Here is a 26,362-nt window from a genome sequence, read left to right on the forward strand (position 1 = left end):
CAACAGTAACATCACTTTTTACACTTCCATTTGATTTAATGCGTACTTTTCCTTCTTTTATTTGTTTTGTTTTTAAATCATATTCTGCATTACCTTCTAGTTCCTGTTTTGTCATTTGACTTGTGAATCCTGAATGTATATCAGTTTCTAAATCATTCTTTATTTCGACATACTGCACTTTATTATTTTTTTCTATTATTTGTTCTATTAATTCCTCCTTGCTCAATTTATTTCCTTGGCAACCCGAAAGAAAAAAGATTGTGCCAACAAAAATTAATCCTAACAATAAACAAATCTTTTTTTTCATATTTTATACTCGACTTTCTATCATAAAATATTTGATACAATAATTTTGTTTATATTTTTTATAATGCTTTAATTAGTAAATTTATAATATATATTCCTCTAAAATTCCACCTCCTTTCCCTAGAATATCGTCTGTCTGGTATTTGATATATTGGAATTAAACTTAGACATTTAAAAACAATATATGTTATAATTATTTAAATATAATATTCATGTATTTATAATACCTCTAAAAATTTTAATATATACTTGATTCTTTTTTAGGAATAAATTTTATTGTAAATAAATGTCTACTTTTATATACAGTCTTTATAATTTATTTATATTTTAAATGCTGACTATTATAATATTCCTCAATCCACCTAGAAAATATTGTATGGCTTGAATCCAGTAATTTAGCCCCTCCTCTAAGACTAACTTCTCCTCTTTCCCATTTCTTTAATACTTCTTCAAAATTATTTGGTATTTTCTTTTTTGGTCTACCAAATTTTACTCCCTTTTTCTTTGCCTCTCTTATACCTTCCATTTGTCTTTGATGTGTATTTTCTCTTTCGATTTGTGCCACATATGACAGTGTCTGAAGCACTATATCCGATAAAAATTTTCCCGTAAGATCATTATTTTTACTTCTCGTATCAAGAAGTGGAAAGTCTAAGACAACAATTTCAGCATTCTTTTTTTTAGTGATTATATTCCATTCTTTAATAATTTCATCATAGTTTCTTCCTAGTCTATCTATTGATTTAATATAAAGTTCATCTCCTTTTTCCAACGTTTTAATTAATTTTTTATATTTGCTTCTATTAAAATTTTTGCCACTCGCTTTATCAATATATATTTGTTCTTTTTTTATTCCTTCATTTAGAATGGCAGTTAGTTGTCTGTCGATATTTTGTTCTTTAGTAGATACTCGTATATATCCGTATCTCATTTAATTACCTCCTGTTATTATATATTTTATTATTTACATTAGATATTTTATATTAATATCCCGAACAAAAACACCGTTTATTACAATTAAATTGATATTTATTAATATAATTTACGATACTCATTTTCAAATACATAAATTAATTTTTGATTAAAAGTTTAGATATAATATTCAAAACTTTTTTCCATAAAAAAAGACCACACAAACTGTGTAGTCATTTTTTATATTTAAATTTATACATATTTAAGATAATATTATATAATTATAAAACTTTTTGCATTATTTATTTAACTTAAAAGAACTCTTTAAAGGTACTATTCTGTTTAGAACAAGATTTTCATCAGTAGAATATTTTGAATCTACACAATAAAAACCATTTCGTATAAACTGGAATTTATCATTTTTCTTTACATCTTGTAATGCCGTTGTTTCTGTAAATCCATGTTTAACTATAAGCGAGTTTTCATTGATTTGTTCTAAAAAATGCTTTCCTTCATTTTCCGGATCATTGTCTAAAATTAAAGGTTCATATAGTCTGAATTCAGCAGGTTTACAATTATTTGCATCAACCCAATGTATAGTAGCCTTTACTTTTCTACCATCAAATCCTGAACCGCTTTTTGTAGCAGGATCGTAAGTACAATGTATTTCGATTACTTCACCATTTTCATCCTTAATTACCTCATTGCACTTAACATAATAGCCACCTTTAAGTCTTACCTCATTTCCAGGGAAAAGTCTAAAATATTTTTTTACAGGTACTTCCATGAAATCATCTCTTTCAACATAAAGTTCTCTGGAAAAACTAACCATTCTTTTACCCATTTCTTCATTTTTAGCATTATTTTCTATTTCAATCTGTTCAGATTCGCCTTCAGGATAATTCGTAATTACTAACTTTAGTGGATTGATAACTGCCATGGCAAGTGGTGCTTTTGGCTGCAAATCTTCTCTCAAAAAGAAATCCAGCATCTGACTATCAACAGTAGAATCAGCTTTGGATACACCGATTTCTCCGCAGAAATTTCTTATTGATTCAGGTGTATATCCCCTTCTTCTTAGTCCAGAAATAGTAGGCATTCTGGGATCATCCCATCCATCTGTTATACCTTCATCTACCAATTGTTTTAATTTTCTCTTTGACATTACAGTATTTGTCATATTAAGTCTGGCAAATTCAATTTGTCTTGGAATTGCTTCCATCTCACATTCTCTGACGGTCCAATCATAAAAAGGTCTTTGATCTTCAAATTCAAGTGTACATATGGAATGAGTGATTTTTTCTATAGCATCTTCTAAAGGATGTGCAAAAGTGTACATCGGATAAATACACCACTTATCTCCTGTATTATGATGTGCAGAATGCGAAATTCTATATATTACCGGGTCTCTTAAATTAATATTAGGAGAAGCCATATCGATTTTTGCTCTTAACACTTTTTCCCCGTCCTTAAATTCTCCATTTCTCATTCTCTTGAATAAATCAAGATTTTCTTCAATAGTTCTATTTCTATAAGGACTTTCTTTTCCCGGTTCTTTTAAAGTTCCCCTATATTCTCTTATTTGATCAGCACTCAAATCGTCTACATATGCAAGTCCTTTCTTTATCAATAGAACAGCTCTGTCATGCATTTCTTCAAAGTAGTTGGAAGCAAAATGTAGTTCGTTCCAATCAAATCCTAGCCATGATACATCTTCTTTTATCGACTCTACATATTCAACATCTTCTTTCAATGGATTTGTATCATCAAATCTAAGGTTTACTCTTCCTTTAAATTCCTTTGCCAATCCAAAATTTAAACATATACTTTTTGCATGTCCAATATGTAAATAGCCATTAGGTTCCGGTGGAAATCTGGTAATTATACTATCATGCTTTCCAGTTTCCAAATCGTCTATAACTATATTTCTAATAAAATTAGAATTTTCTCTTTCAAAAGCCATCTTTTACCTCCGTCTTTATTTTTATTCTATCTTATATTTTATAGCAAAATCAACAAAAAATAAAGGCAATTTATTTTATAAAACCAATCATTAAAAAAATTTTATCTTTGGTTTTGATATTTTATATTTTTATCGTTAATTTCTATAATATCCGACTGTATGGAATTTATTTTCTGTAAATCTTCTTTACTATACTCTCCATCCAGCCCCAATTTTAGACCAGATTTTATTAAATCTAATATTTTGTCCATATATTTTATATTATTCTCAACATTTGATTTGTTCTCAATCATCATATTGTGAAACTCGGGATCATTGACTTCCTTTTCAGAAATATTTTTTTCAACCTTTGACATCATTTTTCTCACACTTTTGATATCAATGCCATTAATTTGATCCTTTTTTGTTTCTACATCTTGAATTTTCTTTTCAACTATTTTCGGATTTAATTTATAGTCTACCTCATTTAAAGACGATATAAAATCCCCTAAATATTCCGAGAACCAGTTATATCCTGAGTCTACAAGTGCTACATTATATATCCTATATTCTAATTCTATACCTTGATCTTTCTGTGAACTCATTCTTCTATCTTCAAATACTTCTTTTCCACAACCGGAAAGAAAAATAAATGAAGAAACAAATACTAGAGTGATTGATTTACGTAAATATTTATTCATAATAACCACACTTTCATACCTTTATTATCTAATTACTTCTACAAGTTCGCCATTTAGAGAAAAAGATTTTGGATCAGTTATTCTAACATTAACCAACTTACCAACTAGATTTTCACCACCGCCTATAAAGTTCACGGTTTTATTCTGTCTACTTTTTCCAGTCATAATATCGTTTCTTTTTTTACTTGAACCTTCTACTAATACTTCTACTATTTTATTCAAATATTCCGAGTTGACTTCTCCGGAAATTTTATTGACTTCTTCCAGTACCCTATCAAATCTTTTGTGCTTTATATCCTCTGGTATTTGGTTTTCCATTTTTGCAGCAGGAGTTCCTCGTCTTTTAGAATAGATAAAAGTAAAAGCCGAATCGTATCTAACTTTTTTTACTACATCAATAGTATCATTGACATCTTCTTCTGTTTCACCCGGAAAGCCTATCATTATATCGGTAGAAAAGGCCAGATTAGGAACCTCTTTTTTAGCTTTTTCTACTATTTTTAGATAATCTTCTTTACTATAATGCCTATTCATCTTTTTTAACAGACTTGTACTACCTGCTTGGAAAGGAAGATGTAAGAACTCACAAACTTTCTCACAATCTCTCATTGCATAAATCACCTCATCCGAAATATCTTTTGGATGAGAGGTCATAAATCTAATTCTTTCCAGTCCATTGATTTCGTTGACTTTTCTTAATAAGTTGGCAAAATCGATTCTGTCTTTTTCATCTAATGTCTTTCCATATGAATTTACATTCTGTCCTAACAAAGTAACTTCTTTTACTCCATTTTGCACCAAATTTTCAATTTCAGTTATTATATCCTGTGGCAATCGACTTCTTTCTCTTCCTCTAGTATATGGAACAATACAATATGTGCAAAAATTGTTGCAACCATACATTATATTGACAAATGCTTTTACATCAAATTTTCTATTACTTTTTAGTCCTTCTACGACTTCACCATCCACATCCCATACGTCAACGAGAATATCTTCTCTGTCAAATACATTTGATAATAATTCAGGGAACTTATATAAATTATGAGTTCCAAACACCAGATCTACATGGTTATATTTCTTTTTGATTTCCTCGACAACATGAGGTTGCTGCATCATACAGCCACAGACAACAATTTTCATCCCCGGTCTTTTTTTCTTTATGCTTTTTAGATGTCCCAGATTTCCATATACTTTTAATTCGGCATTTTCCCTAACCGCACAAGTATTGTAAATAACAATATCTGCCATTTCCTCGGAAATTCCCTGAGAATATCCGATGGATTCTAGCATTGAAATCAGCATTTCAGAATCATGCTCATTCATCTGGCATCCATATGTTTGAATATAAAATGTTTTTCTTTTTCCTGTTTTATTAAATTCATCTTCATTCATTCTATGAATTAATTCTATATATTTTTCCTGTTCTTCTATTTTTTCTATAGCTACTTCAGTTTGTTTTCTCTTTGACAATTTATCATTTCTCCCTACTATTATTTTTAATACAATTTCTACCCCATTTGTACAAATATTACACTGTATTTATTATAATTCATAATTTTTATCGTCTTAAACCCAGAAAAACCACTGTTTGTACCAGTGGCTTTTACCTAATACTATTTTATCATATTTTAAAGAAAAATCAAATTATTTATATTTAATCATGTAATCAAAATGTCTTTTCTGTTTTTTATTTTAAATACTCATATTAGATTCTATTGAACATATGTTCATACCATGTTATAATCTAGTTACTATTAATTATGAATTGGGGAATTTTTATGTACGAAGAATTAAGAGAAAAAGATATTTTGGTTTTAAATTATATTAAAAAGCACAGCGGCAACAAAGGTTATCCACCTTCAGTCAGAGAAATCTGTAATGAATTGGGAATAAAATCTACATCGACAGTTTTCGGTATATTAAATAGACTTGAAAAATATGAATATATAAGAAAAGACCCTACAAAACCAAGGGCAATAGAAATACTTGATAAAAATTCTGAAAACCCAACTATCACTAGCCAGGAAATTATAAGTTTACCGGTAGTTGGAGAAATTGCAGCCGGTGAACCTATTTTTGCAGAAGAAAATATACAGGAATATATCCCTCTTCCTTCATCATATATAAAGGGTAGAAGCTGCTTTATGTTGAAAGTAAAAGGAGATAGCATGATTGATGCGGGTATTTTTGATAGAGATTTAATTGTAGTGGATTCTTCTGATAAAAAACCTAAAAAAGGAAAAATCATAGCAGCTTTAATTGATGGAGATACTGCAACTGTTAAGAGATTAGATATAAGAAACGGAAAAATTATACTTATTCCGGAAAATAAAATGTACTCAGAAATGGTTTTTTCCCCGGAAGAAGTGCAAATTCTCGGATCAGTTACGGGTGTATTCAGAACTTTATAAAATTTAAAAAAGAGAAGTAAAGTAATATTCTAATCACTCTACTTCTCTTTTTTAAAGTCAAATTTTGTATAATCAAAAATCCCTTTATTTGCATGGATGTATAAAATATTCTTTCATATATTCTTCACTCAATATATCAAATGTATTTCCAAACCTGTAAATAACAAATTTTTCTCTATAATTATCTTTTGTTATTTCTAATGGAATATCCATTAAATGTGTAAAAGTAGTATTTTTCTCTAAATAATTGATATATTCTGCAGATGGATAATAAAGAATTATATCTACTACTCTCTCATGTTCCTCCACTGATTCTATTATTTTATTAACTGTTGAAATAAAAATATTTAATGCAAATGGATTAAAAAAATAAAATTTATTTTCAAAACTTGAAACAGTGTATTTTTCTGCATAGTCATTTACAAAAAATAATTTATTTTTAGCACTTGGATTCTTTTTTCCATAATTCTCTAAATTTGCTAATGCTTTCAAATGAAATTCTTCAACTAACTCTACTCCTGTACACCCTGAATTATAATAATAATTTACAAAAAACGAAAATCTTCCTTTTCCGGATCCAAAATCAACGAAATGATCATCTTCTTTTGCTTCATAATGTTTGAATAATGTCAATAAAGCTCTATACGGTGTAGGTTCATATCTATTATACAATTTTGCATTATCCATTCTTGTTTCGGATTTTGATGTATTAATTCTCAATATTTTTTCAAAATAGGTTTCTTTCATAAGCCACCCCTATAATAATCTCTTTTTAATTAGATAAGCTGTTGAAAAAGCAACAAATAAAACGGTCAATAACACTACCCACCAAAAGCCCATAGGTGAATGTTCAAATGGTATTCCAGGAACGTTCATTCCCCATAAACCTGATATAATAGTTGGTACTGCCATAATTATAGTGACAATTGTCAAATATGTCATTACATTATTTTGGTTATTACTTATTATCGCACTAAAGGCATCCATAATTCTACTTAAAATATCACCATAAATCTTTGACATCTGCAAAGCCTGTTTGTTTTCAATTATTACATCTTCAAGTAAATCCTCGTCTTCTACGTATTGCTTAACTACATTTTGTTTTAATAATCTATCTAACGTCGCTTCATTTGCTGTTAAAGATGTAGAAAAGTATACCAACGATTTTTCAAGTTTTAACAATTGAAGCAGTTCTTTATTTTTCATTGATTTGTATACTTCTTGTTCTATTTCTGAAGTCGTTCTATTTATTCTCCTTAGATAATGTAGGTAATAAGAAGCATTTCTATAAAGTATCTGCAATATAAATCTTGTTCTCATAAACGTATAGAAATCCTTCACATGACCAACAATAAAATCATTTAATATTCTCGTCTGTTTCGAACAAATTGTAATTATACTGTCTCTTGCAAGTATTATTCCCATTGGTATAGTAACATAACCTGAAGATGTAGTATCGGAAATATCAAAAGGAATATCTATAAGTATTAATGTATAGTCATCATCGGTTTCAATTCTTGAACTTTCATCGTCATCGAGTGCAGCTGAAATTACATCTCTATCCAATTGAAGTAGTTCAGATAGATCATCTATTTCATTGGAAGTAGGCTCGGTAAGATTTATCCAACAACTTGGTTCATAATCATTCAGTTTTTCAAGCTTTAGATTAAGCGTTTTGTAATATCTTATCATCGCTCCTCCTTTCTGATAGATAGTTTTATATGTCTATATTTTCGACTTCTCCCTGATCTACCGCCATTCTCGTTTCTTTTCCTTCAAAATATGCAGTTATATCTTCATCTATATCAAGTATGTATAGTGGCTCAACATCCTCTTTTATTTCTTCATATTTTAATGGATATACTGAAAAATCAGTCATTAAAAGATGATCATCTATAAAATCAAGATTTCTTATCTCATATATCAATTGCTGAGTATTTTCGTAGTTTATATTTGCTAATGATTTAAACATATCCATAGATTTTCTAAAATAAAATGCAGCTAAAAAATATTCACATCTTTTATTGCCTTTATCAGCTCCTAATTTTAAATATCTCTCAGCTTTTTCATATTCATAGTTTCTCAATAGTAACTGAGCAAGATTATACATTGACTCTGTACATTCCAGTCTTATAGCCTTTTCATAATATTCAATTGCTTTTTTGGGATCACTAAAAAAATTATCATATATTACACCCAACGTATTTAACGCATAAACATTGCCTATTTCAGCAGGTTCCTCTAAATATAGTTTTGCTTCTTCATAATTTCTCTGTCCAAAAAACATTTGGCCGGCATGAAGTTTTGCAATATTATGACCATAGTCAGAAGCTATTCTGTAATATCGTATAGCCCCTTTTTCATTGCCCATTTTTTCATATATCGTACCTAATTTAAAACATGACTCAATATCTCCATTATCAGCGGCTTTTTTATACCAGGTAGTCATATTTTCTATATCATTTTTCTTTTCATACATATTTGCCAATTTAATTTGACAAGTCGTACTGCTAGGCATCATTTTATAATAATGAATTGCTAAATCGTAATCTTTTAAAGCCCTGCATAAATCTCCCATATTTTCGGATGAATTATAACATCCTTCATCTATTGCTTGTTTAAAATAAATTCCGGCTTCTTTAAAGTTTTTATCTTCAAATAATATACCTGCAAGATTATTCTTTGCTTCACGAACACCATCATCCGCAGCCATCTTGTAATATACCCTTGCATTATCGGTATCATTATTTCTATTATATAAATTTGCCAATCTATACTTCGCTAAAGTGTTGTTTTGTGCAATGGCAAGCTCATAGTAATGAATTGCATCTGATTCTTTTTTCATTTTATCAAGCAAAAAAGCCAATCTATATTGGGCTAGCGCATTTCCCTCTTCTGCAGCTATAGTATATGCCTTTTCTGCATCAGAGTAATTTTCAGATAATTCACATAAAATACCTAAATTAATACAAGCATTTATATTTTTCTTTTTTGTTAATTTTCTATACAGCTCCATTGATCTTGTAAAATTATTTCTGTTCATCTCAATAACAGCTACATTATATGTAGCATCTTCATCATTTAATTGAACTCCTTTTTCATACATTTCTTCTGAGAGTTCTTCATTCCCTAATTCACAGTTCAAAAGACCTAAATTAAAATATGATTTTGCAAAACCTTCTTCTGCAGCTGATTTAAGCATTTGTTCTGCTTGTTCATAATCTTCAAGTATATAATATATAACACCCATATTATTTTTTGCAGAAAGAATTCCTTTTTCTGCAGCTTTCTCATACCAATATAATGATGTATCATATATTTCATTGTTATAGTACATATTTCCAAGGTTAAAAGCAGCGTAATCAATGCCACTGTTAAAGGCATTTTTATACCAAGTTTCGGCCTTTTCAAGTTCTCCTTCACTATCATATAGCTGACCTAAAATCAATTGTGCTCTTTCATAACCAGCATCTGCAGCATCTATAAACTTTTCAACGGCCAATTCAGATTTTCCTATTTTTTCATAGAAATTGCCTTTTAAATAATCCATCTTTGGATTTTGCGACATATCATTCACCTCCTTTTATGCAAAAAATCACATAATAACTCACCTAATATTATATATTATTTAAAAAGTAAAGTAAAGAAAACTAAATTTTTTTTGGCAACTCTGATATAATAATACTTAGAAGATTATTATTTGGGTGGTGATTTTGTGCAAAATATCAGTTTTATGGACCTGTTTTTTATTTTTTTTAAAATTAATTCTATAACTTTCGGAGGCGGATATACAATCGTTCCCGTAATTATAGAAGAGTTTTCACAAAAAAGAAATTTAATTGATAGTAACGAAATGTTGGATATAGTGGCAATTGCTCAGTCCGGCCCCGGTCCTATGGCAATTAATACCTCCATACTTACAGGGTATCGTTTAAAGGGTTGGAAAGGTGCTCTAACCTGCTTGTTAGCATCTATATTGCCATGTATCATTATTATTTCTATACTTTACTATGTTTATGCCGGTATAATTGATATAAAATGGATAAAGTCCGCTTTGGAGTCTATGGGAGGAGCTATCAGTGCCGTTCTATTTTTCACTGTTTTTAATATGGCTAAAAAAAATTTGGCAAAACATAAAATTTTTGGATTGATATTGATGGTATCATCATTTGTAATAGGATATTTTACAAACATAAATACTATATATATCATAGCTATAAGTGGATTAATTGGCCTTATGGTTTTTACATTTGCCAAGGAGGAAGACGATGTTAAATAATTACTTTTTACTATATACTACATTTTTAAAAATCGGAAGTTTCGCTTTTGGTGGCGGATATGCAGTACTTCCTCTAATACATAGATATGTTGTTATAGAAAGAAATTGGCTTACTATGGACCAATTATCCGATTTAGTATCTCTTTCCCAAATAACACCCGGTCCAATAGGAATCAATTCCGCCACATTTATTGGTGTGAAAACAGCCGGACTATTAGGTGGTATTGTCGCTACAATAGCCGAGATAACTCCTTGTTGTATTTTAATGTTAATTTTAGGACATTTCCTGTTTAAAGGGAAAAAAATCAAATTTATGGACTATATTTTAAAGGGTTTAAAACCTGCCATTACAGGACTAATTTTAATAGCTGCTATAAATATGTTTAGCTCATCGGTTTATTCATCTAAAAATCAATTAAACATTATAGGCATAGTCGGATTTATAATCGGTATAATGTGCACTTTCTACAAAAAAATTGATATTGTAAAGATAATAGGAATTTCATCTATTGCCGGAATATTGCTAAGTTTTATATTGTAATTATAATCCAACATTTTATATAAATAATAGCGTTGAAAGTAAATTATGTATATTTTTACTATCAACGCTAAATATTATAAAACCAACATTTTCATGTATATGGCTAATCCGTATATTTAATTATATGTAAATAAAGAATAGTAAATAGATAGTAATTGAGTAACTTGATTTTCAACTCCGTCAATCCTTATATCTCCATTTAATCTTTTAAAATTATTTTTTATTAAGTCTTTAAATTCTGTTCCGTGCCCATAATTTTCTTTATAACTTTCAATTTTGGCAAGGTCACGTACCACATTTTCATCAATGCTGGTTACAAGATTATTATAAGCTACTCTATTATAATTTCTCATAGACTCTGAAACCATACTCAACATAACTAAATAACCTGAATACTTAAATTTAATATCAGAGTTGTTTGTACATGCTAAATAAGCAAAAAAACTCGCCTCATCTTCTCTGGCAATCCCTCTTTGATATGCCATATATTTTGAAATAACAAATGGCATATATTCATTTGGAATTTTTGTATTTACAGTTATCTCATTTGCAAACATAGAATATCTTGCATCTAATCCCAAAAACATCATTCCTTCATTAGCAAAAGATTTTTTAGGTAAAGAATATTTTCCACCTAAATTTGGAAAAGCTTCTGAAATTATGTTATAGCCCTGAACCGCCTGTTCAGATAAATCAAGAAAATTATATGATGTCAAACCTTCCGTTGTCTTTAAAATATCTCTACTTTCTTTGGTTTTTTCAACTAAATATTTAAACACTTCTTCTCGTTTTTGATTGTCAATGCTTACCTTTATTTCAGTAGAATATTTATTATTATATTTTTCAACTAAATTTTTATCCAAACTTAGAGTATGATAATTTAGACCAAACATTAAAATATAAATAAATAACAAAATAGATATAATATTTACACTTCCCCAAAAAAATCTTACTAAACTCTCTAACCACTTGCTTGGCTTTAATATTCGTCTTACAAAATTAATTAAAAAAACTATAATCAATATAAATATTATCACCAACAAAATCTCGCCTACCGATAAATTAGTCTTACCTACCAATAAACTTATTTTTTCTCTTATACCTCTATTGATTACATTTGTGTATATTAGCTCCGTAGCAGCATTATATTTTGAAGATAATCCTATTGTAAAAATTGAAAATAAAAGTAATAGCAATGGAATAATCCTAAATTTAAACAAGATTGTCACCTCCATTTATTGAAGATTATTATACTATTAAAGAGGGTTGAGTTACAACCCCCTTTAGAATCATTAAGAATTGAGATTTTTTATAAGCTCATCCATATACATTCCTCTCTCCAGTGAATCATCTATCTTGAAGATAATTTCCGGAACATATCTTAATTTAATGGCTTTTCCTACCTCTCTTCTTATATATCCCCTCGCACTGTTAAGTCCTTCTAATGACTCTTCTTTATTGCCACCCAATATGCTTATATATACAAATGCATATCTTAAGTCATTTGTTACTTCAACATCTGTAACGCTAATCATTGAAGTTATTCTAGGGTCTTTTATTCCGTTTATAAGCATCACACTTATAACTTTTTTTACTTCTTCGCTTATTCTTTTTATTCTATTTGAAGCCATTTTGTACACCTCTTTCTTTGCTAGATGTAACTAAAATCGAAATGCAGTTATTAGTCTATGGTTCTTTCTACTTCTTTAACTATATAAGCCTCTACTATATCTCCAACCTTAATATCATTGTAATTTACGAAACTTAAACCACATTCAAATCCCTGTGCGACTTCCTTTACATCATCTTTAAATCTCTTAAGTGCTGCTAATTCACCTTCATGAATTATAATTCCGTCTCTAACTATTCTTACTTTTGAATTCCTCACTATTTTTCCTGATAATACATAGCAACCGGCTACTGTACCTATTCCGGAAATCTTATATATTTCCCTAATTTCTACCTTACCAGTATCTTCATCTACATATTCAGGATCAAGCATACCACTCATCGCTGCCTTTATGTCTTCAATAGCTTTATAAATGATTGTGTATGTTCTAATATCTACAGACTCTTTTTCAGCAACTTGTTCCGAACCGGAAACCGGTCTTACATTAAATCCTATTATAATGGCATTCGATGCAGATGCAAGTAATACGTCTGATTCAGTTATTGCACCAACTCCACCATGAATTACTTTTATTTGAACCTCATCATTAGATAATCTTTCTAAACTCTGCTTAACGGCTTGCACAGATCCCTGAACGTCTGCCTTTATTACTATATTAAGATCTTTGACCTTACCTTCACTCATTTGTGCAAACAAATCATCAAGAGAAATCTTAGAAGAAGCCTTTAACATTTCTTCTCTCTGTAATGCATGTCTTTTCTCAGCAATTAGTCTAGCTGTTTTATCATTAGGAACCTCTACAAATTGATCTCCGCCAGAAGGAACTTCTGATAAACCTAGTATTTCAACTGCAGTTGAAGGACCTGCCTGCTTAACTCTTTTCCCTTTATAATTTATCATGGCTCTTACTTTACCACTTGCAACACCGGCTACAATAGGATCACCTACTCTTAAAGTACCACCTTGAACTAATACAGTGGCCACAGGACCTCTTCCCTTATCAAGTTCTGCTTCGATTACAGTACCTACTGCCCTCTTATTTGGATTGGCTTTTAATTCTTCCACTTCTGCAACTAATAGAACCATTTCAAGTAATGTATCTATATTTAATCTCTTCTTTGCAGATACTTCTACAGAAATCACATCTCCTCCCCAATCTTCGACAAGTAGACCCTGTTCAGATAATTCCTGTTTAACTTTATCAGGATTTGCACCCGGCTTATCTATCTTATTTATAGCTACAATAATAGGTACACTGGCTGCTTTTGCATGATTGATAGCTTCTATTGTCTGAGGCATTATACCATCATCTGCAGCCACCACAAGTATCGCAATATCAGTTACCTGAGCACCTCTAGCTCTCATAGATGTGAAAGCCTCGTGTCCCGGCGTATCTAAAAATACAATCTTTTGTCCATTGATAGTTACTTCTGATGCTCCTATGTGCTGAGTAATTCCCCCCGCTTCTCCGGAAATAACATTAGTATCTCTAATTGCATCTAAAAGTGAAGTTTTACCATGATCGACATGTCCCATAACTGTTACAACAGGTGGTCTAGGCATTAAATCTTTCTCATCATCTTTTTCAATTTCCATTAGGGCTTCTATTTCTAACTCTTCAATTTCTGAAGAATCATTTTTCATCAAATTAAAACCAAACTCATTACATACTAGTGAAGCTATATCAAAACTAATTTCCTGGTTAATTGTAGCCATAGTTCCCATCTTCATAAGCTTCATTATTATTTCAGATGCTGATTTTCCCGTTTTATTTGCTAAATCCTGAACAGTAATCTTGCTATCTACTTCAATTACATTTCCATTTGCTTCTCTAATTTCTTCATTAAGCATTTCAATAAGTAAATGTAAATTTTCACCTTCAATATGTTTTTTATCTTCTGTTATTTCTACACCAAAGTCATTTATTTTTTTCATAAGCTCTTTTTCACTCATGTTATAATCTTCGGCAATATGTTTTATACTAGTCATAGACATAATTACCACCTCCTAAAAATAAGCCCTTTACTACTCTTTTGATAGTAGTTTTACTATTTGAATAGCCATATTTTTATCGCTAATACCAAGTACAGCCCTCGGGCTTTTACCTATTGAATTCCCTATTTTTTCTTTTGTTCCGAAAAAATAATATTCAATATTTCTAAAACTGCACTTATCTTTAAATAATTTTTTTGTATTGTCAGATGCATCTTCTGCAATTATGACAAGACTAAGTTTATTTTTTTTGACATCTCTCAATGTAGTGTCATCTCCTGAAACCAGGTTCCCGGATCTCATACATAGACCAAGCCATGAATAAATTTTTTTATCATCCATAATTATTCCCTATTTAAGAATCAATTTTTTCAAGTTCATCAAGCAGATGTTCATATATACTATCTTCTACATCCATTTTAAATGCTCTATTAAATGCCTTGCTTTTTATAGCTTTAGACAAACATTCTTTATTTGCACATACATAGGCACCTCTTCCATTTGCTCTACCTGTAGGATCTAAAAAAATATCATTTTCTTTATTCTTTACAACTCTTACAAGACTTTTTTTATCTCCTCTTACTTGACAAGCAATACATTTTCTTTGAGGAACTTTTTTCTTTTTTTGCATTATGCTCACCCCTAGACTTAATTACTCTTCTATATCGTCTTCAAAATCATCTTCATATATTTCTGTACTATCTTCAATAATATTTTCTGATTCCTCTTCATACATTTCGTCCAAATCAATCGATTCTATGACTTCTAAAGATTCTTCTTTTAATATTTCTCTTTCTTGTTCTTCTTTTTCACGTTGCGTTCTGGCAATTTCTTCTTGTTCAAAAATTTCATTATCTGATTCTATCTTTTCAAGAAGTGTTCTTTCATCATCTTCATTAAAATCTGATTCCGGCTTTATATCTATTTTCCAATTTGTAAGTCTGGCTGCCAATCTCGCATTCTGTCCCTCTTTACCAATAGCAAGAGATAACTGATAATCAGGAACAATAACGACTGCTGATTTTTCTTTGTTATTTACAAATACTTTGGTAACCTTTGAAGGACTAAGTGCAGCTTCAATATATTCTGCCGGATCATCGCTGTATTTTACTATATCAATTTTTTCATCGCCTAATTCACTCACTATATTTCTAACTCTTGATCCCTGTGTTCCCACGCAAGCACCAATTGGATCTATATTGGAGTCTGTAGATTTAACTGCCATCTTTGTTCTTGATCCGGCTTCTCTCGACATGGATTTAATCTGAACTATTCCTTGCTGTATTTCAGGAACTTCCATTTCAAATAGTCTTTTAACTAACCCAAAATGTCCTCTAGACACTACTATCTGAGGGCTTTTATTAGTCCTATTTACTTCCACAACATAGAATTTCATATTTTTACCAATTTTATATTCTTCTCCTGGAATTTGTTCACTTTGAAGAAGGATACCTTCACCTTTACCTATTTGAACAAATACAATCTTTTTTCCATCCCTTAAAGAAACTCTTGATATTTCTCCTGTTACAAGCTCATCCTGTTTTTCGACAAATTCATTATAAGTCATTTCTCTTTCAGCTTCACGAATTTTCTGAACTACAATCTGTTTTGCTGTTTGTGCAGCTATTCTTCCAAAATCCTTAGGAGTTACTTCATACTCAAGTATATCACCCAACTCATAATTAGGATTAATTTTTCTTGCTTCTGATAACTCTATTTCTAAGAAATTATCATAAAGATCTGATTCATCAACTACAACTCTCTGAGAATATACTTTTATATCCCCTGTTTCTCTATTCATATCAACCCTGACATTCTGAGCCGAGCCAAAATTCTTTTTGTATGCCGATGTTAGAGCCTGTTCAATTGTCTCAAGCAATACATCTCTGTCAATTCCTCTGTCTTTAACAAGTTCATTAAGAGCCTGTATAAATTCCGTATTCATCTTATTTTCCTCCATTTAATTAAAATACCACAGCAAGACGTATCTGTGCTATTTCTTTTCTACTTAGTACCAATTTATTATCGTTATATAATAGGATTACATCTCCATCTTCATTCAATCCGGATAAAATAGCCTCAAACTGTTTAGTTTTAAGATCATCATGATTTTTATAAAGTTTCACTTCTACCTCTCTGCCGGAATATTTAGTAAATTCTTTATCTCTCTTCAACACCCTATCAATTCCCGGAGAACAGACCTCTAAAAAATAGTTTTCTTCTATAAAGTCCTTTTCATCCAAAATTGGATTTATTTCTCTGCTCATTTTTTCACATTCGTCTAATCCAATTCCTTTTTCACTATCAAGTATTACTCTTAAATAGTACATACCCGCTTCTTTGACAAATTCAACATCAACCAATTCAAAATTAAATTTGTCAGCAATAGGTAAAACTAGCTCTTCCACCTTTTGTGCAATGTTTTTTTTCAATCCTCACACCTCCATATTCAATTGTAAACAGTATTGCATTAAAAAATGTGAGCCAAAAATGCCTCACATTCCCTAAAAACTATACTTTATTTATTATAACACAAAAAATCCATACATACAATATTTTAAAGCTTATTTATTTTTCTTATATACTTTAAACTTACTCATATACTTTACTTTGCTTTTTTTATATTCTATTTTAAAAGAAACTGCTATTAATTCATCATCTTTATTTTTTTCTTCTGAAATAAAAATTTTATCTACATAATTTCCTATCTGATATTTACTTTTTTTGCCTATATATAGTTTTTCATCGCTTATACTAATATTTTTTTGAACTATATTTTCTCTATTTTCTCTATCTCTACATATATAATATAATCTTTTTATCTGAGTATATTGACCATCTTTAACAGAGTTTAAATATTTATCATACCCTACTATATCAATGGATTCAGATATTTCCATTCTTATTTTATCCTGCACACAAAGAGAAATTTCTTCAAGTTCACTATAATAATTAACAGTGTTAAATTCGTGTATTGCGAACATTATAATTATATAAGATGTCATTATTATAATCATTGAAACAGTTAAAAAAATTATCATTTCTATAAGTATATATCCTTCTCTTTTCTTTAAAAATTTCATATTTTCATTTAAAATTTTTATCACCTTGCTTTTATCAACTGATCAATTTCCTGTTTTCTTTCCAAATAATTGTCCTTATATGACATTACTCTCCCACTTCCCAACATTATTGTTATTCGCTCTAGCCTATGAGTAACTGAATCAAATAAGTAAATTGTCATACCACTTTCAGGTGCACCATATCGATTGACTGAATTAAAATTTATATCCTCTTTTTTCGAAACTATAAATAAGTCACTTGGTAGATTACACTCTTGTATTTTTTTAAAATTTCTATAAACTCTAAATCTTTTTCCATCTAAATTTATTGTATATTTGGATTTGGAATATAATGATTTTATTGAATACATTCTTATATAAGATTTCATCTGGTAAATCGTCGATTCAAAAAGTTTATCTCTACTAAGTAATTTAGGTACACTAAGAGATAAAAATATACCTAATATGCTGATAGCCACTATTAATTCTACTATTGTTATACCTTTTCTTTTCATGAAACACCTACCGATACAATTTTTTTATAAAAACAATTTTTATTTTTTTCACATAAATTATATACAAAGCCTCTTAATACAATATTTTAAAAAGAGTTTTTACATCCTTTTTACTAAGATTTCTTTTTATGGTTTTGTCCTCATTTTCGTAGATATCATCAAATTTTTTGTATGGATTATAAATTCTGCACTTTAAAATTTCAGCTCTAAATGCGCCTTTTTCATCATACTTTACAGTTATATAGAATTCTATATATTCTTCTTTTATTTCTATATTGCTTTCTGATTTATCATTCTCGATTTTCTCTATCTGGACTTTTTCATCTTTGTAATAATCACATTGAAATACTTTTCTAAAATATTCAGTAGAATATTTACTAAAATATTTACTAAATTCATCATCTTTATTGCTTTTCTCATAAGCTTCTTCTATTGCGTTATAGAAATTCAGTTTTACAACCTTATATGTATATTCATATTTGTAATCATTTTTAAACAATGCATCATCTTCCAATATTAATCTGTTTCTACTTTTCAATATTATTGTGGTTGAACTTACAATCGTACATATAAATAGTAAAAAAATAACGACATTAACAGAAGCATTCCCCTTGCTCTTTTTTATTTTCATCAATACAGATATTCTTCGATATAACTTCTCCATAATTACTCTCCAATTATAGAATAAACCTCTATATTATCTTTTCTTCCATTTTTGACAACTTCAATATTTGTTTTTATTAGACCATACTTAGAATCAATTAAATATCTGTTTTTTCTTATACTCATACTTTTAAGTTTCATAAATTCATGATTTTGATATATATCATCATCTGTAAGAGATAAAATATATTCCTTTTCCTTTTCTGCCTCATCAATCAATTCATTTTTTAAAGAATTATGGTTTTTTAGAGAAATATTCACGCTATATGTATAAACTGAAAAAACATATATTAATATTGAGAAAAACGATAGTGCAAATACTATATCAATAGATGCAAAACCATCTTTCTTAACATAAGTTTTTTCAAATTTTTTATTTGATAAAAACATTTTGACTATCTCCTATCTTCCCATTCATTTTAAATCAGCATTTTTTAGACTTAAATATCAATATTTTTTCTAATATTTTATCTGTTATATTTTATTTTCAATTACATAATAAGTTCTTTATCTTTTTCAATTATCTATAGATATATAGACAAAAAATTAAAAAATTAAAACACTACCAAATTTAGCAGTGTTTCAAATATTCATAATTAGATTAATTTGTTTCTTCAATTTCTTTTCTCAACATAAAGTTCGGTCCAACCTGTTTTGGTAGTTTCATTCTTACTAATTGTCTGGGATGCGGTGCTTCAGTAATAGGATTTTTTTCCTCATCATACATTTCCTCAATTGTTGCCAGTAGAGTATCAGTATACGGACCTATTATTTCTATTTCATCACCTACCACCATCTTATTTCTCTGTTCTACAGTCACATAGCCATCTTTATCAGGTGCATCCAAAACAATTCCGACAAAATCATAATTTCTTACATAAGATGCAGATGCATAATTTTGTTCTTCTGTTCCTGGTTTATCATTATAGAAACCGGTAGTAAAATGTCTATGACTTCCTTTTTTTAATTCATCCAACCACACCGGATTGAATTTCCATTGGTCGGGATTTTTATAATACTCATCTATAGCCATTCTATATGCCCTAACAACCGTTGCTACGTAATATGCAGTCTTCATCCTTCCCTCTATCTTTAAACTTGTTATCCCTGAATTAATTAATTCAGGAATATACTCTATCATGCACAAATCTTTAGAATTAAAGAAAAAGGTTCCTTTTTCATCTTCATACACAGGAAAATATTCTCCAGGTCTTTTTTCTTCCACTAAACTGTATTTCCATCTGCAAGATTGAGCACATGAACCTCTGTTTGCATCTCTTCCAGTCATATAATTACTTATCAAACATCTACCCGAATATGAAATACACATTGCTCCATGCATAAATGCTTCAATATCCATATTTTTATCTGTCTTTTCTCTAATTTCCTTTATTTCTTCAAAAGAAAGTTCTCTGGCTACCACGACCCTCTTAACACCTTGATTATACCAAAAATTTGCACTATGATAATTTGTGGTATTGGCCTGCGTACTCAGATGAATTTCCATATTGGGCAAAGTTTCTTTAATTACTTGTATTACGCCCGGATCTGCAGCTATTAAAGCATCTACTCCCACTTTTTCAAGTTCGATAAGATATTCCTTAAAACCTTCAAAATCCTCATTATGAGGAATAATATTTACTGTTACAAATATTTTTTTCCCTTTTTTATGAGCAAAATCGGCTCCTTCTTTTATATCATCTATACTAAAATTCTTTGCAGCTGATCTCATTCCAAAATTTTCACCACCAAGATAAACTGCATCCGCTCCATATTCAAAAGCAATTTTTAATCTTTCTAAATCACCTGCAGGAGCGAGTAATTCTACTCTTTCCATTTTTATCTCCCTTCTATATAAATAATAACTTATTTCTGCGTTTATATATGTTAAAATGGCTTTCTTGCCATTTAATGAGCTAATTCTATAATACACATCTTTATTGTATACCCGCACATAAATTTTTTATTCATTATGATTATAAAGGCTAGACAACTATTTTTCTACATTTTTGTCCGACTTTTTATAACTGATTGCGACCCCGTCTCCTATCGGTATAATAGATGTATTTAAATATTCAGCCTTGCATATATAATCCAGATAGTCTCTCATTCTTTTAACAATAGTTTTTTTTCTCTTTACAACATATTCATCACTTGCTATCATACCTTTGTATAATATATTATCCGATACAATAATTCCGCCGTTTTTTAATTTATCGATAACTAAATCGAAAAATAATTTATATTGTCCCTTAGCTGCGTCAATAAAAATCATATCAAACTTGCCTTCTAACAATTTTATAGTTTCTTCGGCATCACCTTCCAATAGTTTTATTTTATCCTCAAGACCCGCAATTGAAATATTTTCTCTGGCTTTTTCGATCATTAATGGATTTCTTTCCGTCGTAATTATTTCTACATTATTTTCAAGTACAGTAGTAAAAAATATAGATGAATATCCTATTGCACATCCAATCTCCAATATTCTCTTTGGTTTGTGTATCTTTAATAATACTTTCAAAAATTCTGCAACTTCTTTATGGATAATAGGTACTGAGTTTTGCTCTGCATATATTTCCATGTCTCTTATTATACCAGTGCTTTTTTCTAAAGTTTTTCTGATATATTCTTCAACCAGATTATTAACAATATTACTCATTTTTTATTCCTCTCAAAAAGCAGGGAGAATATCATCTCCCCGCTATATAATACATCACACTTAACTAATTATTTTTGCTTTCACTTGCCTTTTTTTCTTTTTCTTTATCTTTTGCCTCTAGAGCATCTAATTCTTTGTGATATTTTTTTGCATATTTCATATGTTCTTCATAGGTTTCACTATAATAATTTTTATTATCTGTACCCGTAATAAAGTATAAATAATTTGTTCTTTTTGGATTTGCAGCTGCAACCAAAGACTTTATGCCCGGACTCGCTATTGGAGTTGGTGGCAAACCATCATGGATATAAAGATTATATACAGTATCAACTTTTAAATCTTTATATCTTACCCTGCTTTTTCTCTCCGGTAGTCCGTATTGCAACACTGCATCCGACTGCAATTTCATTTTTTTATCCAACCTATTATAAAAAACGCCTGCAACTATATCTCTATCAACATCCTGTACTGTTTCCTTTTCAACTATGGATGCCATAATCACTGTATCATAGAAGTCATATTTTTGTTTATCTACATAAGCCTTAACATTTTTGTTATAGTTTTTCTCAAATTCTTTTAGCATTTTTGAGAATATTTGTTTCTCAGTACTTCCTTTTTTAAAATAATAAGTTTCAGGATATAGAAATCCTTCTAAAGTTTTGATTCTACTATTATCTAGAAACTTGTATTCTTTAGAAAAAGCCTTCGGTTCTCTAAAAAGTTTTACAAAAACTTGCCTATTTCCAAGTCCTTTATTCACAAGCTTATTTACAATATCAGTAGATAGACTTCCTTCTGGAATAGTTATTTTTATACCATCCTGATAAACCATTCCATCTATCATCTTATGAATAATATCATCATTTGACATACTCTGAGATAACTTGTATTTTCCAGCTTTCATTAAATTAGATTTATCGGTGTTTTTGGCATTAGAAATAAATACCCTTTCATTTCTTATAAGCTTATTTTTTTTCAATATTCTTGCTATCTCTGGAACTGTAGAGCCATCTGGTATATCTACAACAATATTTTGCTTGTTTGACGAATCAACTGCGCCTGAAGCTATTTTAAAATAAATATTTCCGCCAGCTGCTAATATTGAAAAAATCAAGAAAATTATTATTAGAAATCTATATACTACAATTCTTTTTCTTTTTTTACCTTTTTTTCCGAAATTGTTTTTTTTCACTAATTTTATTCCTTTCTTATTTAAATTTTAGTAACTAACATCCGTACTAAACCAGAAAATTTTTCTTTTGCAACTTTTGTTGTTTCTATCACTTCTTTATGATTCAAAGGTTTATATGTAATACCTGCTGCCATATTAGTAATACAGGATATACCAAATACTTCCATACCACAATATTTAGATACTATAACTTCCGGAACCGTTGACATACCAACTGCATCTGCACCTAAAATACTTGCCATTTTTATTTCTGATGGTGTTTCATAACTTGGTCCAGAAAAAAACATATAAACACCTTCTTTTATTACGATATTAAGCTCTTCAGCACATTTTTTTATCAATTCAATCCCTTTTTTACTATATGCTTCTGACATATCTGGAAATCTAGGCCCTTCTTTTTCATCGTTTGGACCTATCAATGGATTTCTGCCGCTAAAATTGATATGATCTTTTATTATCATTAAATCTCCTGGTTTGAAATCTTTATTGCAACCACCTGCTGCGTTTGTTACCAATATTTTATCAATTTCCATTTCTTTAAAAACTCTAATAGGATATGTTATTTCTGCCTGGGAATAACCTTCGTAATAATGAAATCTTCCTTGCATAATCAACACATTTTTTCCATAAAATTTCCCTATTACCAGCTGGCTCTTATGCCCTTCAACATTTGAGCTTTTAAAATTTGGAATATCTTTATACGAAATTATAGTAGGATTTTCAACCTCATCAGCTAAATCACCTAACCCGGAACCCAATATCAAAACAATTTCCGGCTTACAATTGATTTTACTGTTTATGTAATTTACACTTTCTTGTACTAAGCTCAACATTTTTTTCTCCATTTCAAAATCACTTCAATAATTAATTATGAATATTATTTATATTTAATAATACACCAAAATTGATTATATTACAAATAATTATGTATTATAGTTTTTACCCATCTTATTCATTTAATTTCTTTGCTATTACACTTGCTACACATGATGAAGCATCAAATAATTCACTATCTTCATCATAAGTTCTTCCCATACTTCTTACTTTCAAATCATAATTATCCAAATCTTTTTTAGTATCATTATATTTGGCATAAATAATTTTATGTTTGGAATTTATGTCATTTTGAGATAATTGAACAATCATTTTTTCAATTTTTTGTCTATCATAACCGTTATTTATTACTACATTTGTCTGTTTATTGGCAATATCTTTTAAAATTGTCATTGTATGATGTGATATTCCATTGTGTCTATCTCTAGAATCTGAAAAGCTGATTCTAGGAATTATAAAAGATTCTCCTCCCATATTTTCTACGGCATCAATTATCATTCCCTGATCTATTCCGCTAAATCCGTATTTAGTTCCTGTTCCTGCAATTCCAGGCCCCATTGCTATAATTACACAATCCGCCTTACAGATTTCTTTAGCAGTTATCAATGCTGTGTATATGTTCACACACTCATAATCTCCACCAAAAGCATTTCCATAAGTTATTGTATTCTCAAGTAGCCCTTTTTTCTTAAGTATATCTATATTCTTACTAAAAGCCAATGGTAATGCAGCTCCATCTGTCATTATGTATACCAGTCTTTTATTTGGACATATTTTTTTAAATGTTGCCACAAAGGGAGGAATAATGCTATGTAATTCTCCAATTGCAACCGGTAATTTATCTAAATCAGTAAAATTTTTGATAGTATCATGATAGGGACTTCCCTGTTCTTCTACAGAATCTACCTTTATTTGAATAGGAGTATATCTAAGTTTCATTATATGACCACCTTCTGTAAAGGATGACTCCGGATTATCCAGATTAGTTATTATATAATGAAATCCGCCCGTACCCAAACTTAATTCGACAGCTGTTGTATTCATGATTACTCTGTCCCCAACTTTTGCTTTTCCGGATATCTGTATATAGTTATAAGCTCTTTGAATGTCTCCATGGATATCCACGAATAAATCTTGGATAAGGTCATTTTCACTTTTTATATTTTTTACAATGCCTAATCTTTTACTTATCATACTAATTCCTTCCTAATTTATCTATATAGTTTAACACCTTGTTATTTGCTATAATTTTTGTAAGAGAAAAAATTTCAGTCAAAATATGGATTAATATCAATAATATTAACCATACTATTTGAACTTTTATATTAAAAGACAATACCACAAAGATTCCTAAAGATACCCCCAAAACATTTGAGCCTGCATCTCCCATCATAGCTAAGGCTTTTAAGTCATAGTAAAAATAAGCAATAACTGATGGTAATATTATCATCATTATTTCTCTATTGAAATTGCTACAAAATGGCATTGATAATATTATCAAAAATAAATATACTTTTATAGCTCGTCCGGGCCTTAAATCCAAAAGGTTAATAAAATTTGTGGAAAGTGCTATTACTAAAGTTCCAACAATAATACCCGATAAAGACTTTGAAATAGTAACAGATATAAGTAACCCTACTAGTCCGCCCAACATTGCTTTTAGTCCGCCTGTTGTAAGCTTACCTTTGAACATAGATTTAAAATGTCCTTTTATTCCGGTAACATTTCTATTTCCAATACTATCATCTATAATTCCTGCAAAAGACATTGCCATAATTCCAAATAATAAAATATATATGCTTAGCATTCTTTCAGAATCTACGTTTGAAAATAATAATATTACTGAATTCACTACCATCGCCGGTATAAATACAATTCCCATTCCTACAGGAATCAAATCCCCTCTAAAATTTTGTCTTATCATACCACATTCATCTAACATCCTGTTTAACATAGGTATACATATCAATGTGACAGCTATTCCAATACAAAATAACATTAAAAGCATTAAATAAGTGTACATAGTTAATTCCCCCACTCTCTTCTCTTTTTATTAACTATTCTTTTAATATGTAAATACTGTTTACCTCTATGAATAAAGCCTTTTAAATCTCTTCCTGTTTCATTATGTGTCATATCTACTATATATTCTCTTACCGTGTATCCCCATTTTAAAATATCAATTGTCATGCCGACCTCAACTCCATAGCCATCCGGTATTTTTGAAAATCTATCAATTACCTCTTTTTTAAAGGCTCTTTGTCCTGAAATAGTCGAATTTAATTCTACTCCTGTCATTTCATATACAGAATCTCTTGCTAGTCTTTTTACAAATCCCATACCGCCTTTTTTCTTAGCAGGTCTAAATCTTGCAATAGCAACATCACATTCATTATTTATAACCGGCATTATAATCTTTACGACTTCAGATGATGTATTTCCTAAATCAGCATCAAGAAAAACAACGATATCAGAAATTGAATTACATAATTCTAATCCTTTTTCCAAAGCTTTTCCTTTACCTTGATTTGAATTTTGCACCCAAAATTTTAATTTGTCGGATTTGTATCTCGACAAAATCTCAACAGTTGAATCGCTTGAGCCATCATCTATCACCACTATTTCATCTATAATATCTATATCAACTATACCATTTAGAGTATTTTCTATCCTATCAGCTTCATTATATGCAGGTATAATTACGCTCGTAAACATAACTT

The 26,362-nt window shown here is 29.6% G+C and carries 29 protein-coding genes; 3 read left to right on the forward strand and 26 right to left on the reverse strand.

Annotation, left to right across the window (positions count from 1 at the left end):
- From HLB29_RS07115 to miaB, 5 genes are all read right to left on the reverse strand, one after another.
- Nucleotides 1-226: hypothetical protein (locus tag HLB29_RS07115; protein ID WP_185624481.1), on the reverse strand; the 226-nt coding region annotated here is incomplete at its 3' end.
- A gap of 396 nt (nucleotides 227-622) precedes the next feature.
- Nucleotides 623-1,237, reverse strand: coding sequence for a recombinase family protein (locus tag HLB29_RS07120; RefSeq protein WP_185624482.1), 615 nt, complete (start codon nucleotides 1,235-1,237; stop codon nucleotides 623-625).
- A 279-nt stretch (nucleotides 1,238-1,516) separates the two neighbouring features.
- Nucleotides 1,517-3,181: a glutamine--tRNA ligase/YqeY domain fusion protein gene (locus tag HLB29_RS07125; protein ID WP_185624483.1), complete on the reverse strand. Its 1,665-nt coding sequence runs from the start codon at nucleotides 3,179-3,181 to the stop codon at nucleotides 1,517-1,519.
- 101 nt (nucleotides 3,182-3,282) lie between these two features.
- Nucleotides 3,283-3,861 carry a hypothetical protein gene (locus HLB29_RS07130; protein ID WP_185624484.1) on the reverse strand — a complete coding sequence of 193 codons (579 nt, stop codon included), beginning with the start codon at nucleotides 3,859-3,861 and terminating at the stop codon, nucleotides 3,283-3,285.
- 24 nt (nucleotides 3,862-3,885) lie between these two features.
- Nucleotides 3,886-5,334, reverse strand: coding sequence for a tRNA (N6-isopentenyl adenosine(37)-C2)-methylthiotransferase MiaB (gene miaB / locus HLB29_RS07135; protein WP_185624485.1), 1,449 nt, complete (start codon nucleotides 5,332-5,334; stop codon nucleotides 3,886-3,888).
- A 308-nt stretch (nucleotides 5,335-5,642) separates the two neighbouring features.
- On the opposite strand from miaB, the gene lexA reads away from it, so the two are divergent.
- On the forward strand, nucleotides 5,643-6,275 hold the full coding sequence (lexA, locus tag HLB29_RS07140) for a transcriptional repressor LexA (protein ID WP_185624486.1): 633 nt from the start codon (nucleotides 5,643-5,645) through the stop codon (nucleotides 6,273-6,275).
- A gap of 84 nt (nucleotides 6,276-6,359) precedes the next feature.
- On the opposite strand, the gene HLB29_RS07145 is transcribed toward lexA, so the two are convergent.
- From HLB29_RS07145 to HLB29_RS07155, 3 genes are read right to left on the reverse strand one after another with little or no spacing between them, the layout of a single operon-like run.
- A complete protein-coding gene (locus HLB29_RS07145; RefSeq protein WP_185624487.1) occupies nucleotides 6,360-7,022 on the reverse strand; it encodes a methyltransferase in 663 nt (220 codons plus the stop codon).
- Between the two features lie 9 nt (nucleotides 7,023-7,031).
- The gene (locus tag HLB29_RS07150; protein ID WP_185624488.1) at nucleotides 7,032-7,967 is read right to left on the reverse strand and encodes a magnesium transporter CorA family protein; all 936 of its coding nucleotides are present in this window, start codon (nucleotides 7,965-7,967) and stop codon (nucleotides 7,032-7,034) included.
- A 25-nt stretch (nucleotides 7,968-7,992) separates the two neighbouring features.
- Nucleotides 7,993-9,843: a tetratricopeptide repeat protein gene (locus tag HLB29_RS07155; RefSeq protein ID WP_185624489.1), complete on the reverse strand. Its 1,851-nt coding sequence runs from the start codon at nucleotides 9,841-9,843 to the stop codon at nucleotides 7,993-7,995.
- Between the two features lie 147 nt (nucleotides 9,844-9,990).
- Here HLB29_RS07155 and HLB29_RS07160 point away from each other — a divergent pair, with 147 nt between their 5' ends.
- Together HLB29_RS07160 and HLB29_RS07165 are read left to right on the forward strand one after the other, a co-directional pair.
- A complete protein-coding gene (locus HLB29_RS07160) occupies nucleotides 9,991-10,554 on the forward strand; it encodes a chromate transporter (RefSeq protein WP_185624490.1) in 564 nt (187 codons plus the stop codon).
- Entirely contained in the window at nucleotides 10,544-11,095 is a 552-nt protein-coding gene (locus tag HLB29_RS07165; protein ID WP_185624491.1) for a chromate transporter, read from the forward strand. The genes HLB29_RS07160 and HLB29_RS07165 overlap by 11 nt, the downstream gene beginning before the upstream one ends.
- Nucleotides 11,096-11,211: 116 nt before the next feature.
- Here HLB29_RS07165 and HLB29_RS07170 read toward each other — a convergent pair whose 3' ends face one another.
- The 18 genes from HLB29_RS07170 to HLB29_RS07255 form a co-directional block, all read right to left on the reverse strand.
- Nucleotides 11,212-12,315, reverse strand: a complete 1,104-nt coding sequence (locus HLB29_RS07170; RefSeq protein WP_185624492.1) for a DUF3810 family protein — start codon at nucleotides 12,313-12,315, stop codon at nucleotides 11,212-11,214.
- A gap of 72 nt (nucleotides 12,316-12,387) precedes the next feature.
- Complete coding sequence (rbfA, locus tag HLB29_RS07175) at nucleotides 12,388-12,726, reverse strand: 30S ribosome-binding factor RbfA (RefSeq protein ID WP_185624493.1); 339 nt, start codon at nucleotides 12,724-12,726, stop codon at nucleotides 12,388-12,390.
- A gap of 50 nt (nucleotides 12,727-12,776) precedes the next feature.
- Entirely contained in the window at nucleotides 12,777-14,720 is a 1,944-nt protein-coding gene (gene infB / locus HLB29_RS07180) for a translation initiation factor IF-2 (protein ID WP_185624494.1), read from the reverse strand.
- 30 nt (nucleotides 14,721-14,750) lie between these two features.
- Nucleotides 14,751-15,059, reverse strand: a complete 309-nt coding sequence (locus HLB29_RS07185; protein WP_185624495.1) for a L7Ae/L30e/S12e/Gadd45 family ribosomal protein — start codon at nucleotides 15,057-15,059, stop codon at nucleotides 14,751-14,753.
- Nucleotides 15,060-15,072: 13 nt separating this feature from the next.
- Nucleotides 15,073-15,348 (reverse strand): RNase P modulator RnpM, encoded by a 276-nt coding sequence (gene rnpM, locus HLB29_RS07190; RefSeq protein WP_185624496.1) that lies wholly within the window; start codon nucleotides 15,346-15,348, stop codon nucleotides 15,073-15,075.
- 21 nt (nucleotides 15,349-15,369) lie between these two features.
- A complete protein-coding gene (nusA, locus tag HLB29_RS07195; RefSeq protein WP_185624497.1) occupies nucleotides 15,370-16,662 on the reverse strand; it encodes a transcription termination factor NusA in 1,293 nt (430 codons plus the stop codon).
- 19 nt (nucleotides 16,663-16,681) lie between these two features.
- Nucleotides 16,682-17,149, reverse strand: a complete 468-nt coding sequence (locus HLB29_RS07200; protein ID WP_185624498.1) for a ribosome maturation factor RimP — start codon at nucleotides 17,147-17,149, stop codon at nucleotides 16,682-16,684.
- 132 nt (nucleotides 17,150-17,281) lie between these two features.
- On the reverse strand, nucleotides 17,282-17,824 hold the full coding sequence (locus tag HLB29_RS07205) for a hypothetical protein (RefSeq protein ID WP_185624499.1): 543 nt from the start codon (nucleotides 17,822-17,824) through the stop codon (nucleotides 17,282-17,284).
- The gene (locus HLB29_RS07210; RefSeq protein ID WP_185624500.1) at nucleotides 17,821-18,294 is read right to left on the reverse strand and encodes a type II secretion system protein; all 474 of its coding nucleotides are present in this window, start codon (nucleotides 18,292-18,294) and stop codon (nucleotides 17,821-17,823) included. The genes HLB29_RS07205 and HLB29_RS07210 overlap by 4 nt, the downstream gene beginning before the upstream one ends.
- A gap of 73 nt (nucleotides 18,295-18,367) precedes the next feature.
- Nucleotides 18,368-18,958 carry a hypothetical protein gene (locus HLB29_RS07215; protein WP_185624501.1) on the reverse strand — a complete coding sequence of 197 codons (591 nt, stop codon included), beginning with the start codon at nucleotides 18,956-18,958 and terminating at the stop codon, nucleotides 18,368-18,370.
- Between the two features lie 2 nt (nucleotides 18,959-18,960).
- On the reverse strand, nucleotides 18,961-19,347 hold the full coding sequence (locus HLB29_RS07220; RefSeq protein ID WP_185624502.1) for a hypothetical protein: 387 nt from the start codon (nucleotides 19,345-19,347) through the stop codon (nucleotides 18,961-18,963).
- Nucleotides 19,348-19,558: 211 nt separating this feature from the next.
- A complete protein-coding gene (locus HLB29_RS07225) occupies nucleotides 19,559-20,794 on the reverse strand; it encodes a peptidase U32 family protein (protein ID WP_185624503.1) in 1,236 nt (411 codons plus the stop codon).
- A 156-nt stretch (nucleotides 20,795-20,950) separates the two neighbouring features.
- The gene (locus HLB29_RS07230; protein WP_185624504.1) at nucleotides 20,951-21,616 is read right to left on the reverse strand and encodes an O-methyltransferase; all 666 of its coding nucleotides are present in this window, start codon (nucleotides 21,614-21,616) and stop codon (nucleotides 20,951-20,953) included.
- Between the two features lie 64 nt (nucleotides 21,617-21,680).
- A complete protein-coding gene (gene mltG, locus HLB29_RS07235; RefSeq protein ID WP_330604441.1) occupies nucleotides 21,681-22,808 on the reverse strand; it encodes an endolytic transglycosylase MltG in 1,128 nt (375 codons plus the stop codon).
- A gap of 20 nt (nucleotides 22,809-22,828) precedes the next feature.
- Nucleotides 22,829-23,641, reverse strand: a complete 813-nt coding sequence (locus HLB29_RS07240) for a purine-nucleoside phosphorylase (protein ID WP_185624505.1) — start codon at nucleotides 23,639-23,641, stop codon at nucleotides 22,829-22,831.
- A gap of 115 nt (nucleotides 23,642-23,756) precedes the next feature.
- Nucleotides 23,757-24,836 carry a DUF3866 family protein gene (locus tag HLB29_RS07245; RefSeq protein WP_185624506.1) on the reverse strand — a complete coding sequence of 360 codons (1,080 nt, stop codon included), beginning with the start codon at nucleotides 24,834-24,836 and terminating at the stop codon, nucleotides 23,757-23,759.
- Nucleotide 24,837: 1 nt separating this feature from the next.
- Nucleotides 24,838-25,665: an MraY family glycosyltransferase gene (locus HLB29_RS07250; protein WP_185624507.1), complete on the reverse strand. Its 828-nt coding sequence runs from the start codon at nucleotides 25,663-25,665 to the stop codon at nucleotides 24,838-24,840.
- A gap of 2 nt (nucleotides 25,666-25,667) precedes the next feature.
- The gene (locus HLB29_RS07255; RefSeq protein WP_185624508.1) at nucleotides 25,668-26,357 is read right to left on the reverse strand and encodes a glycosyltransferase family 2 protein; all 690 of its coding nucleotides are present in this window, start codon (nucleotides 26,355-26,357) and stop codon (nucleotides 25,668-25,670) included.
- Nucleotides 26,358-26,362: the final 5 nt, after the last annotated feature.

Origin of the sequence: Peptostreptococcus canis, assembly GCF_014229965.1 — a bacterium.
GTDB lineage: Bacteria > Bacillota > Clostridia > Peptostreptococcales > Peptostreptococcaceae > Peptostreptococcus > Peptostreptococcus canis.